Consider the following 11,255-nt stretch of genomic DNA (forward strand, 5'->3'; position numbering starts at 1 on the left):
GAAGCAGCCCGATTGTTCGACGGTCTAACGCGGAAATCGCAGGACCTGGCAAACCTCTCACTCGGGTCCGTAGAGCCGGGGCATGAGGAAGAGCATCGACGGCGGTTGGCCCTATTGAGCGACGAGGTCGAGCAGGCCGAGCGATCGCTGGCCGCCGCCAGCCGTGAATTCCGCCGCGACTTGGACGGGCAAACGCGCACGCCGGCCGACCTTCAAAAAGCGCTGCCGGCCAACGCCGTGCTGGTCGATTTCGTCGAGTACAAGCACTTCACTCCACCGACTGAAAAGGTCAAGCTTCGCCGCTGGGAACCACACCTTGCGGCATTCCTGGTCCGGCGCGAAAAGCCGCTCGAGCAAGTCGAGCTGGGCCCGGTCGCTCCGATCGAGCGCGCGATTCAATCCTGGCGGAGGAAGTTCGTGCCGCTCGCGACCGACGAGCTGCCGGACCTGAGCGTCCCGCGAACGGCGGACGACGACCAGGATCCGGGCCGCCGGTTGCGCGAGCTGATTTGGGACAAGCTTCAATCGCGACTCACCGGCGCGCCGGTCGTGTTGATCTCGCCGGACCGCGCGACGGCCCGATTTCCCTGGCCGGCGATGCCCGGAAAAGAACCGGGGACTTATCTCGTCGAAGAGACGGCGGTCGCCGTCGTGCCGATCCCAAGATTGCTTGCGGAGCTGGGTCACGACAAGCCGGCAGGCGCTGGCGCGAGCGCCGCCAAAGACTCGGCCCCTGAGCAGTCTCTCTTGCTCGTCGGCGACGTGAATTACGATGCCAATCCGGGACGGGCGTCCGCGGGTACGATCGCGCAATCCGCTCCGCGCGGCACTCGCGCCGGGCAACTGCTCCACTGGCCGCCGCTCGATGGCACTCGCACGGAAATGGCCACGATCGCCGATTCCTTCGAGCAGCAGTTTCCCGACGGCCGACTCGACAAGCTCCGCGGCGATCGGGCGACGAAGGCAGCGCTCATCGGCAAGATTTCCGACCACCGCTACGTGCATTTGGCGACGCACGGTTTCTTCGCACCGAAGGAGTTGAAATCCGCGCTCGGCGTCGCGATGGGTGCGGAAAACCGCGGCGCTGGCGGCGCGACTTCGCTTCGCGACGTTGCTGGCTATCCGCCAGGGCTGCTTTCCGGCGTCGTTCTTGCCGGAGCGAACCGGCCGGCCGCGGAAGGCAATGACGATGGCATCCTGACGGCCCTCGAAGTCTCGCAACTCGATCTGCGGCGCGTTGATCTGGCCACGCTCTCGGCCTGCGAAACGGGATTGGGCGAATCGGCCGGCGGCGAGGGGGTGCTCGGCTTGCAGCGGGCCCTTCAAATTGCCGGGGCGAAGAGCGTTGTGGCCACGCTCTGGCGAATCAGCGACGACGCCAGCCGCGCGCTAATGAGCGATTTCTACGATAACCTCTGGAATAGAAAGATGACCAAGCTCGAAGCGCTCCGCCAGGCCCAACTGAAAATGCTGCGAACCGGCGCCAACCGCGGGCTGGCAGGCGTCAGCCGCGGGCTGAAATTCGCCAACGACCAGCCGCCGGACAGCAACCACCGCCTCCCGCCCTATTACTGGGCGCCGTTCGTACTCAGCGGCGATTGGCAATAATGTGCGTCGCTGCTTGCGATTTGCTAGAATGTGCGCGTGAGGATTCTTGCTTTCCAACTTTGCCCTGGGAAGATCGGGTGGCACTGGCCAGCAACGTCGGCCAGTGCCGGCGGGCGGAGTTACCATCTTGAAATGGCGCTGCCTGCCCTTGGCGATCCGCAACGAATTGCAGCCACTTGCGAGTTCGCGAACGGTTGGTTGGGTCGACGTCGACTCGCACCTCGGCACTGGCCGACTGCGCTGGCCAGTGCCACCCAGCCGACACGGCTCTAACGTGCGGTCACGCTGGCACAATCCGGCGCGTATACCTTGAACCAACGAGGCACGAAAGATGAATGACCCGAAGAATTCCTCTCATCGCGTCGTGCGAGCAATGGTGCTCGCCTTGTTGTGCACCGCACTTTCAAGCAGTGCTTCGGCAGATGATACACCGGCGGCGGACGCAAAGACGAATTCGCTGATAACCGAAGTCGTCAAGCGCGGCGACCTCGCGCTAATAATCCGCGCGACCGGCACGATCGAGCCGGAAGAGGTCGTGGACGTGAACTCCAGCGTCGCCGGGACCATTACGAGCTTTGGACCAGATCCGCGGGCCGCGACCGATCCACAATTCAAAGGGAAGTCGATTGATTACAACTCGCCGGTCGAAGCGGGCACATTGCTGGCCCAGCTCGACGACCGTCGGTATCGGTCTCGAGTTGACGAAGCCCAAGCCGGCTGCCAGCGAGCGCAAGCGGAGTTGGAAGGGGCGAAGGCGAAACTCGAGTTGGCTGAGTCCAACTTGAAGCGAGTCCAGGGCAGTGTGGCAAATAAGACCGTTCCCGCTGAGGAGGCCAATGCGGCGGAAATCAAGCTCAGGGTGGCCAAGTCTGCCGTCACGGCTGCCGCGGCGGGGCTTGCCGAGCGCGAAGCGGTGCTCACGCAAGCTCAAATCAATCTTGCCGCCACCACCATTAGATCGCCGATCAAGGGGATTGTGATCGACCGCCGCGTCAACGTCGGGCAAGCGGTCGTGTCGAGCTTAAACGCCGCCAGCCTGTTCCTAATCGCCGGGGACATGAAACATTTACAGATTTGGGCCTCCGTCAACGAAGCCAATGTCGGCGCGATTCGTGAGAAGCAATCGGTTCGGTTCACCGTCGATGCCGTTCCGGGCAAGGTCTACGAGGGGCAAGTAGCGCAGGTTCGCCTCAACGCGCAGATGTCGCAAAACGTCGTCACGTACACCGTGGTCATCTCAGTCGACAATCCCGATGGCAAGCTGCTGCCCTATCTCACCGCGAACGTGGAGTTCGACGCGGGTCATCGCGAACATGCTCCGCCGCAATGAGCGAGCATCGTCAGCGCTTACCGCAGACGGCTCAGCCGCTTGACGTCGATTCCCAGCATTTCCGCGATTTTCGCTTGCACGCCGGCGTACTTCTTGCAGACCTCATTGCCGCTGGCGCGATAGGCGTGGTAGCCACCGGCGCCGTCGTCCTGGAACACATAAATCTTCCCGCTCCGGACTCCGACCAATTGCTTTTTTCCGGGCACTTGAAGGCAATGCGATGAATCGTTCAAGAGCTGCGCGGCCTGAGCGTCGGATAGATCGAGTTTGGTTCCTTTTCGGCCGAGCGATCCACCTGTTTCATGCTTCGGGTTGGGATTGTACTTGCGCATGATTGTGGTCACCCTCGGCGTTGCGACAGTCAACGGACAGGATAAACAGGATTGTACGGGATGTCGAATTGGGCGGGGAAGCTCCTCAATCCAACTGCTTGACGAACCGGGGAATGCGGAAGAGCGGAAGTTACAGCGGCAGACAGACTGGTGAATCGAGAGTGGATATGCCGGCAATGCCGCGCCCAGCGGCTCGCCTTGCCGCTATAATGACAGTAGAGTATGTTCATCTCACGATGGGTATGTTGACTTGCTCTCAGGGGTTGCAGCGCATTAAGTTGAGATTTGACAGTATGGCGATTCCGAATCGAAATGGCTCTTCGCCGGACTACGAGAGGCCGCCGGTTGTCGAAACCGTGCTCGGCGTGCAGTTCGATCAAATTGTAAATTTCGGAAATGCGCAGCTAGGGGCATTTTGGAAAACGCTCGATCTGGCCGAATGGGCGAGCGTCACGGATGCTCCGGCGTTGGTGTCGCAGTTCGAGCAATTTGGCGACGCCGTTAAATGGCAACCACAGTTGGGAATCCAATTCACGCAGGTTCCAAGAACGCGGCTCCAAATCAAGAACAGCAATGGAGATCGCATGATTCAAATCCAGGACAACCGTGTTCACTTTAATTGGTCAAAGAGCGAAGAGTCCAGCTATCCTCGTTACCCGGCGGTTCGAAATGGATTCGAGTATGCGTTGCGGCGATTCGTGGATTTCATCTCGGAAGAACACCTCGGCGAGTTTCGACCGAATCAATGGGAAGTGACGTACATCAACAATATCCCCAAGGGAACTGTATGGAGAGTCCCGAGCGATTGGGGGTTCTTTCGGCTTCTTGCTGGCGTTTCGGACGTAGCTAACCTCGTGGACGGAGAAAGCTTTTCCGGCGAGTGGCATTTTCAAATTCCCGACCAGCGGGGACGGCTTCACATCCAATGGCAGCATGGCCTCGCACCAGCCAAGCCACCCGAGCATCAGGAAACGGTTTGGCTCACATTGACCGCTCGTGGATCTCTGGGCGATGCGGCTGATCCCTTGCGATCGGTCGTCAATGGTTTGGACCTGGGGCATCACACGATCGTTAACTCCTTTCGGACCTTGATGAGCGACGAAGCGAACACGTATTGGGGACTGAAAAAATGAACATGACTGAAAGTAAATCCACTGCGTTCGTTTCGGTGGAATTGGATGAGTTCGTGCCGACAACAGCCGACACCGAGTCCCCGATCGCTCGGATTGGACTCGATAACGAACACTGGGAAAACCTTATCAATCGGCTCATTACATGGGCACAAAAACCGGACATGCTTGCCAACGAGGGAATCGAGCCGCTAACGCACAAGGCGATTGCGGCGGCCGCTTGCTTAGTCGTTGAGTTGAAGAAGATAGGGGCCAAATGCCCCGATAGTGTAGCCCCTGATCCGAATGGCGGTATCGTGCTCAAGTCTCAGACAGGTGCGCCAGATTTGGCGATAGTGTTTCACGTTTGGGACGATGGCACAATCGATCGTTGTGTCTTTAGTGGCTCAAGATTGGTGGAACGTTCAGGTTGAGTTAGGATCGAATGGACGCGCCTTCCGCGTGACTGATTTGTGGGCGATGGCACCGAACCTGTCGAAGACGACGAGTTGATATATCGCCGCATTCCTGAGGTCTGGTGCGACCCGGACACACGGCAGTTGGACGACCAAGCATTTGCGCCGCACAAAACCAACGACGTGGCCGGGCTGTCCCTTTCCCGAGCGAAGTACAAGACGATTGAGGAGGCGGCGAAAGGTTGGCCGGGAAAGACGTACTACGTTGCGATATTGAAGGCGAAGGATTTGAGAGCCAACGACATTGCAATCGAATCGAGACCACTTCATGATGATCCCGGCCACATTGAATTGCCCAGCCTCAACTCCAAAAATCGGAGAGATTCCCGAGTTCTGGAGTTGCAAGCAATGCTGGCGGAATTGACACTTTCTGTCGAAGGCCCATTTGGGCCGTCGTGAGATCGCGCGAAAGCGCGGAGGAACGTATGAAAGTCGGCGTGCTTGGATCTGGCGACGTGGCGAAGGTCCTGGCGAGCGGTTTCCTGCGGCACGGTCACGACGTGACGATGGGCACTCGCGACGTCGGGAAGCTGGTGGATTGGAAGAAACAGAACGGCAAAGGCCGAATCGGCACATTCGCCGAGGCAGCCCGATATGGCGAACTCGTGGTGTTGGCCGTCAAGGGGACCGCCGCAGTCGAGGCCCTTCGCGCCGCGGGCGCGGAGAATCTTGCTGGAAAGACCGTCATGGACGCGACCAACCCGATCGCGGACCTGCCACCCGTCAACGGCGTTTTGAGCTTCTTCACAAGTCCGAACGAATCGCTGATGGAGCGATTGCAACGCGAATTCCCGCGCGCGAGACTCGTGAAAGCGTTCAATTCCGTCGGCAGTTCCTGCATGGTGAATCCGCAGTTCAAGGAGGGCAAGCCGACCATGTTCATCTGCGGAAACGACGAAGCCGCCAAGCAGACAGTGCGAGGCATCCTCGATCAATTCGGTTGGGAGACGGCCGATATGGGCCAGGCCGAGGCCGCCCGGGCCATCGAACCGCTCTGCATGCTCTGGTGCATCCGCGGATTCCTGCGCAACGAATGGAACCACGCATTCAAGCTTTTGACGTGAAAGTCCGCCTGCGGTGACCGGGGGGACTTCGGTTAATCTAGATGGAGCCCGAGGGCTAGAGCTTTGGCGGATCGTCGGGTACCACAGGAAGATAGCGATCGAGATCCATGCTGTCGTGAAATACGCGACCGATCTCAACTCGGCCGTCACTGCGAACTCGGTACAGCAAGCAGTGCCGAGGATGCTTGACTCGTCCCGTGGTTGCCACAACGCGATCTCGACTGTGCGCCAAGTGGTAGGTCCGCACATTGGCGCCAAATTCCGGACGATTATGACTACCGGCCCGATCCGGTTTTTCAGCGACGTCAATGATGGCGCGGACCAAGAGCGCCTCGTAGCGCAACCTCGCTTGCGGCCCAAAATGGTCGTGTGTCCAAGCAAGTATGGACTCGATGTCCCGCTCGGCGGCGGACGACAACACATAGCGAGGCATGAAATCAGTCGCCGTTCGCGCGTCGTTTCACTTGCTTGGAAGCGCGCCGGCCGATCTGACCGATGACGTTCGCAAGTTGTCGCTCGTCGTCGATTGCAATCCCACCCCCCTGGTCCAATTGATCGAATCCCTCAGACGCCAGGGCGCGGAGCAAAGTGAGCTTCTCTTGTTCTTCGCGGGTCTGTTGCTCCAGTAGATGGAGGCCGGCTCGCATGACCTCGCTCGCGTTCCGGAATCGCCCGCCCTTCACCTGCTTCGCGACGAATCGGTCGAAATGTTCCGTTAAGTTGATATTGCGAGTTGGCATGTTCCCCTCGGTAGCCAAGTCGGTCGGTCACGCGCCGCGTCTCCCTGAAAAGATACCATGATTGGCAGTTGTTGCCAACTTCTGGATTTGGGGACGGGGCACGGCGGCATGGTTTCGGCCCGAGAGGTAGGCCGATTGCGGCTTTCCGGCCTTCTCTTCTCAGCAGCGCCTACTTGGCCCGTTGCACGGGTCCAAAGTTCCAATTCATTTTGCTCGGATCGATCCCGTAGGCGGGCGACTTGCGATACATTTCGTCCCACTGGTGCTCGTTCGCCGTGGCGCTGTCGCGGATGAATTTCTCGAAGGTCTGATCGGGCGATCCACCGTGCAACTTAATCAACCAGTCGATTGGCGAGGTCGCCTTCTGCGACCGAGCGGCCGTGATGTACGGAACGGCCACCGCCACCAAGCAGGCAATAACTGCCGCGGCGGCGATGTAAGAAGTCCAGCCCGCGACGCGCGCCCAAATGTCTACGGATGACGCTGGCGGTTGCGTGGTGTCCGCCGATCCCGTCTCGGCTGCCGCAAGCGAATCCTCGGCCTGCGCGAGATACTTAGCGGATGCAAGATCATGTTCGGCCATCGGATGCCTCGGCTTCAGGGTTGCGCTGCTCTGCGAATGAAATCTAGCTCATGAATCGGGGCAGTGGCGCTGGTCGGGCATCCGACTTCCTGCGCGCCGCCCGAAAAATGGAGCCGGTTTTCGCCGATGGCGAAGGTCTTCCCGACCCGAAGACAGGCGATAAAATCCGGCGGGGCGGACTCGCGCGCCGTTCAAAACGGCAGAGCATCCTCGTCGCTCGCGCAGTTCGGGCCATCCGCATTCGAGGCATCCGCCGCGCGCGGCGGCTCTAGAAACCTGCCGAGGCGCTCGTCAAGGTCCGCGCACTTGGTTTCCAACTCCGGCGGTGCGGCGGCCAAGACGTCAAGCGATTCTCGGAATCGATCGAGCACTGGATCGAAAAGCGCGGCCTTCGTCGCGATGTCGCCCGATTGGCAGACCTCGCGGAGATTGCCGAAATCGCGACTGAGCCGGTCGATCAGGTCGCGGCGCTCCGCCGGCAGCGGAAAACTCGGGCAATGAATCTGTCGCAGAACGCTGCTGCACGTGCGCAAAAGGCGGGCAGTTCCGGCGGGCCGCGAATTCGGAATTTGCGGGACGTGCGACGTAATCGGCTGCGCCGGCGTCCCATTCATTGGCATCGCGACAAGTCGATATCTGGCACGGGATTTGCTAGCCAAGCGAAGTGGGCGCTTGTTCGCCCCGATTGACCTTCTTTTCTTGATCGGAATCCGATGTCAACGCCGCCGTTTCTTGGCGGAAATGGCTGATGAAGTAGGCTTTCCAAAGTCGTACTCACTGACACCTTTAAGTGCCAATTTCGCGGAGGTGATGGCGCATGTCTCGATCGCTCAAGCGACTCGTTTGCGTGTTCACAAGCGTCGCAGTGCTAACGGCTGCGTACGCGACTGACTCGCGTGCCGCCGAATCGGCCATCGCATCGACGCAAGCGGCAACCCAGTCCCTTTCACCGGCGCATGATCCGGCTCGGAATGCCACGAGCGCCGCCGTCAGCGTTAAGGGCGCTCGGCCGCTGAACCCTCGAGTCGTGTTCATCGTCAAGAAAGACTGTGCGAAATGCGATCAGGAGCTGGCGCGCTTGCAGCGCGCGGGGGGCGATTTCGAAAAAATGCGGGCGATCGGCTGGTTGATCGGCGAGGGGCCTGAAAACCAGGTCCAGATTGTCGATCGAGACCAGATTCCCGAGTTGGTGCGAAAGCTGGACGTGCGCGATTATCCAACGGTCGCCTGCATCGACAACGGCGAAGTCGTCCGATCATTCAAGTCAGGCTGCACGACGCCGCTCGACGCCTGGACGTTCGGATTTCTTGCCAAAGGGGTCGACGAACGGCCGCCGGGAGCGGTGCTGGAATCGGCCCGAGTCGAGACGACCGGCAGCTACCGCCTCCGCGGCAATCATTGGTCTGTCGAAGGGGACTGGAACCCGACTCGCGACAGGGTCATCGAGCACCTGCGCGGCCCGAACCATCTCAGCGAACTCGAGCCGCAATGGCATATCGACTCGTGGTCGTATGAAGAACTCCGCTCGCTGCACGACGATCTGCATGAGCGCTACGACACCTACACGAGTTCCAGTTCGTCGCCCCCCGAAGTCAGGCATTGGAAGGGCGGATAGAGGAAGGCGGTAGTTGGGTAGTGAACGCCCTCCGCGGCGTTCCGTGACGACGGCCATGGAGGCAATGTCGGCAGCGCGACACGCGGTCGTTAAATGCCTGTTCATCATGCCCAAGCGACCGGATCGCGCCCGAATCTTGGCGAGGTTTGCAGCGATGCCTGAGGGCTTCGCCAAGCCGCGGAAACCTCCGAACTTTCCAAAACTCTGGCACGCTTCTTGCGGTTATCCTAAATCGTGCGCACACGCACACTTACCGAATGTCGAATTCTGTGATCGGAGGACCAAGCCATGCCAGAGAAGGAAACACTTAAACGTGCCGAGCGAGATAAACGCCAGGGGAAGGCCGCCACCACGCAGGCCGGGGAGTTCATTCGCGAGGAAATTCACCACATTCGCGAAGGGAAACACGGGGCGCGATCCGCGAAACAGGCAATCGCCATTGGGTTATCCAAAGCGCGCAGGGCGGGGGTCGATCTACCGCCGCCGAAACGAGGCAAAACGACTGAGCGGACGCGGCGCAGCGCCGAGCTGGCCTATGAGCAAGGGCACGAAGCAAACGGTCATCACAAGCCAGCGGTCAAGCGCTCGCGCGCGATCAAGAAAGCACTGGGGCGCGAGCCGCATTCCGCGGCAACCCACGAGGCCCTCGCGCGCCAGGCCCGCCGAGCGGCCCGTCAACGCACGGCCGCCGAGCGCAGCGCCGCGGCGGAGAAGGCTGTTCATACCAAAGGCGCGGCCGGTCGATCCGCGGCGGCAAAGAAGGCGGCCCGAACGCGGGCGAAAACTCGAGCCTAGGGGAGCTTCAAATCTGATTTGACGGGTGCCATGGCCACTGCTCTGAGTGGCCATGCGCCAACCCAGTCCATGCCCACGCCGACCCGCTGGCGCGGGTGCCCCGCGTGGGCATGGCACCCCGAAAACCGAAACGGTTTTGAAGCTGCATTGGCAAAGATCAGCGCCGTTGCGAAGAATCGGCCTTACGGCTCTTGAAACAGCTTCGGATCGAGATTGTCGAATAGTTTGAACTCGACAAGTTCGCTCTTGGTCGACTGTTTCATCTCGCGCCCCACGCCAATCGTACGAATATCCGTCGTTCTTCCGGGGACGGGAAAGCCATCGATTGTTTTGTAGTCGCCGTAGACGGTTTCGTATTCTTGCAGCGTATTGTTCTCCCCAAGCAGCAATCCGGTTTCCTGGTCAAAATACATCTTCAAGGAAAGGTCTACGGGCGAGCGGGACTTGGCCAGCGCGATGCCCGCGGCGGCTCGGTCATTCAACTTGATCTCGCCGAGCGGCGACAGCTTGCAATCGGTGTCTTTGAGCCTAAGCACCGTTCGCGGGCCGAAGTATTTTACCTCATCGAGCCAGTATTCCCGTGGATAGTCGAGGCCGCCAAAGAATATCTCTTCCACCTTTCCATCGGTATGTTTTCGCCACCGCCGGATGCGGTCTAGCCCGAGGATAATTTGGACCTCCTTCGCGGCGTCCCCTTCTCGTCCGAATTCGATCCGATATTTGTCGGGCAACTCGACGAAGTATTTGGTGGTCGACGCTTTCCCGTGTGACCCAGGCGTGCGGAGTTCGAGGGTCATGGCCTTGATCTGTTCGAGCTTTTCCTGGCCGCCGTAGGCCTTTAGCACCTTCTCGACCAATGGCTGCAGGTTTTCGTTTGATGTTTTATGGTCGCCCGACTCGTTTGAGTTTACCGCACCGGTCTCGTTGTCTCCCGGCTTGGCGGGCGAGCTATCCGGGCCGCCTCGATCGCTCAGCGCCGCAAAAAAGTCCTTCAGCGAAAGCTTGTGGATGATCGTCCCTGGCAGCGGGACGGCGTCATCGCCGGAACCTCCGATGACCGACTCGCTCAGCGAGAATTTCGAGTCGGCCAGATCGTCGCGACCGACGGAAAAATAGAACGTATTGTCGCGCTTGCGGCCGAAGGCCGGGCTGTCGCTTGTGGCCACCAGATTGCCGCCGTGATAGGCGGCGAAGTGCGCCACGAGATATTTCGGCTCTGCCAGATATCGGATGACGGTAAACTTGAACTGCCCATCCTTGCCGTCCGCCACATTCACAGACCATTCCTTGGGATGCTCCTTGACATAATCGGGCGTCAACGTTTCCTCGACCGTCAGTGCCCAGCCGGTCGCCGCGAGGGCGAGGTTCACAGACGCCACGATGATTGTCAAGCGAAAAGCGGCAGTGACCTTCGATGTCGAGCGCATAATCAATGCTCCGCCGGATAAGGGGAACCAGTGACCGCTACCATCGCGGCACCAACTTTGACGAAGGCCGCTGGCGAATCGTTCCCTTTCTAGCGAATTGGCCCCCGGCCGCGAGAACGCCTGCCGCACATTGTTGAAGGAGAGTAGGAGAGGGACAGGCTAGCCTGTCCCTCTCC

Annotated in this window: 12 protein-coding genes; 7 read left to right on the forward strand and 5 right to left on the reverse strand. The window is 59.9% G+C overall.

Going from position 1 to position 11,255, the window contains the following annotated elements; genetic code table 11:
- Both VGY55_12235 and VGY55_12240 read left to right on the forward strand, forming a co-directional pair.
- On the forward strand, nucleotides 1–1,608 hold a 1,608-nt coding region (locus tag VGY55_12235), incomplete at its 5' end, for a CHAT domain-containing protein (GenBank protein HEV2970730.1).
- A 331-nt stretch (nucleotides 1,609–1,939) separates the two neighbouring features.
- Entirely contained in the window at nucleotides 1,940–2,938 is a 999-nt protein-coding gene (locus VGY55_12240) for an efflux RND transporter periplasmic adaptor subunit (protein HEV2970731.1), read from the forward strand.
- 17 nt (nucleotides 2,939–2,955) lie between these two features.
- Here the strand turns inward: VGY55_12240 and VGY55_12245 are convergent, their stop codons facing one another.
- A complete protein-coding gene (locus tag VGY55_12245) occupies nucleotides 2,956–3,270 on the reverse strand; it encodes a hypothetical protein (protein HEV2970732.1) in 315 nt (104 codons plus the stop codon).
- Nucleotides 3,271–3,563: 293 nt separating this feature from the next.
- Between VGY55_12245 and VGY55_12250 the strand changes: the two genes are divergently transcribed.
- The 3 genes from VGY55_12250 (at nucleotide 3,564) to VGY55_12260 (ending at nucleotide 5,919) form a co-directional block, all read left to right on the forward strand.
- The gene (locus tag VGY55_12250) at nucleotides 3,564–4,403 is read left to right on the forward strand and encodes a TIGR04255 family protein (protein HEV2970733.1); all 840 of its coding nucleotides are present in this window, start codon (nucleotides 3,564–3,566) and stop codon (nucleotides 4,401–4,403) included.
- Nucleotides 4,400–4,813, forward strand: a complete 414-nt coding sequence (locus VGY55_12255) for a hypothetical protein (GenBank protein ID HEV2970734.1) — start codon at nucleotides 4,400–4,402, stop codon at nucleotides 4,811–4,813. The genes VGY55_12250 and VGY55_12255 overlap by 4 nt, the downstream gene beginning before the upstream one ends.
- Before the next feature lie 467 nt (nucleotides 4,814–5,280).
- Nucleotides 5,281–5,919, forward strand: a complete 639-nt coding sequence (locus VGY55_12260; GenBank protein ID HEV2970735.1) for an NAD(P)-binding domain-containing protein — start codon at nucleotides 5,281–5,283, stop codon at nucleotides 5,917–5,919.
- A 437-nt stretch (nucleotides 5,920–6,356) separates the two neighbouring features.
- Here VGY55_12260 and VGY55_12265 read toward each other — a convergent pair whose 3' ends face one another.
- The 3 genes from VGY55_12265 to VGY55_12275 all read right to left on the reverse strand — a co-directional run bounded on the left by VGY55_12265 (nucleotide 6,357) and on the right by VGY55_12275 (nucleotide 7,862).
- Nucleotides 6,357–6,659, reverse strand: coding sequence for a type II toxin-antitoxin system ParD family antitoxin (locus tag VGY55_12265; protein ID HEV2970736.1), 303 nt, complete (start codon nucleotides 6,657–6,659; stop codon nucleotides 6,357–6,359).
- A gap of 169 nt (nucleotides 6,660–6,828) precedes the next feature.
- Nucleotides 6,829–7,242 (reverse strand): hypothetical protein, encoded by a 414-nt coding sequence (locus VGY55_12270; protein ID HEV2970737.1) that lies wholly within the window; start codon nucleotides 7,240–7,242, stop codon nucleotides 6,829–6,831.
- A gap of 191 nt (nucleotides 7,243–7,433) precedes the next feature.
- A complete protein-coding gene (locus VGY55_12275; GenBank protein HEV2970738.1) occupies nucleotides 7,434–7,862 on the reverse strand; it encodes a hypothetical protein in 429 nt (142 codons plus the stop codon).
- A gap of 197 nt (nucleotides 7,863–8,059) precedes the next feature.
- Here VGY55_12275 and VGY55_12280 point away from each other — a divergent pair, with 197 nt between their 5' ends.
- Together VGY55_12280 and VGY55_12285 are read left to right on the forward strand one after the other, a co-directional pair.
- Nucleotides 8,060–8,857, forward strand: coding sequence for a hypothetical protein (locus VGY55_12280; GenBank protein ID HEV2970739.1), 798 nt, complete (start codon nucleotides 8,060–8,062; stop codon nucleotides 8,855–8,857).
- Nucleotides 8,858–9,145: 288 nt separating this feature from the next.
- Nucleotides 9,146–9,652: a DUF6496 domain-containing protein gene (locus VGY55_12285; protein ID HEV2970740.1), complete on the forward strand. Its 507-nt coding sequence runs from the start codon at nucleotides 9,146–9,148 to the stop codon at nucleotides 9,650–9,652.
- Between the two features lie 182 nt (nucleotides 9,653–9,834).
- Here VGY55_12285 and VGY55_12290 read toward each other — a convergent pair whose 3' ends face one another.
- Complete coding sequence (locus VGY55_12290; protein HEV2970741.1) at nucleotides 9,835–11,079, reverse strand: hypothetical protein; 1,245 nt, start codon at nucleotides 11,077–11,079, stop codon at nucleotides 9,835–9,837.
- Between the last annotated feature and the right edge of the window lie 176 nt (nucleotides 11,080–11,255).

The sequence above is a fragment of the Pirellulales bacterium genome (genome assembly GCA_035939775.1).
In the GTDB taxonomy this organism is placed as follows: Bacteria; Planctomycetota; Planctomycetia; order Pirellulales; family DATAWG01; genus DASZFO01.

Bases quoted from the DNA above. Each gene is read 5' to 3' on its own strand.
- VGY55_12240 (HEV2970731.1), top strand. From the start codon at position 1,940: ATGAATGACCCGAAGAATTCCTCTCATCGCGTCGTGCGAGCAATGGTG.
- VGY55_12245 (HEV2970732.1), bottom strand. From the start codon at position 3,270: ATGCGCAAGTACAATCCCAACCCGAAGCATGAAACAGGTGGATCGCTC.
- VGY55_12250 (HEV2970733.1), top strand. From the start codon at position 3,564: ATGGCGATTCCGAATCGAAATGGCTCTTCGCCGGACTACGAGAGGCCG.
- VGY55_12255 (HEV2970734.1), top strand. From the start codon at position 4,400: ATGAACATGACTGAAAGTAAATCCACTGCGTTCGTTTCGGTGGAATTG.
- VGY55_12260 (HEV2970735.1), top strand. From the start codon at position 5,281: ATGAAAGTCGGCGTGCTTGGATCTGGCGACGTGGCGAAGGTCCTGGCG.
- VGY55_12265 (HEV2970736.1), bottom strand. From the start codon at position 6,659: ATGCCAACTCGCAATATCAACTTAACGGAACATTTCGACCGATTCGTC.
- VGY55_12270 (HEV2970737.1), bottom strand. From the start codon at position 7,242: ATGGCCGAACATGATCTTGCATCCGCTAAGTATCTCGCGCAGGCCGAG.
- VGY55_12275 (HEV2970738.1), bottom strand. From the start codon at position 7,862: ATGCCAATGAATGGGACGCCGGCGCAGCCGATTACGTCGCACGTCCCG.
- VGY55_12280 (HEV2970739.1), top strand. From the start codon at position 8,060: ATGTCTCGATCGCTCAAGCGACTCGTTTGCGTGTTCACAAGCGTCGCA.
- VGY55_12285 (HEV2970740.1), top strand. From the start codon at position 9,146: ATGCCAGAGAAGGAAACACTTAAACGTGCCGAGCGAGATAAACGCCAG.
- VGY55_12290 (HEV2970741.1), bottom strand. From the start codon at position 11,079: ATGCGCTCGACATCGAAGGTCACTGCCGCTTTTCGCTTGACAATCATC.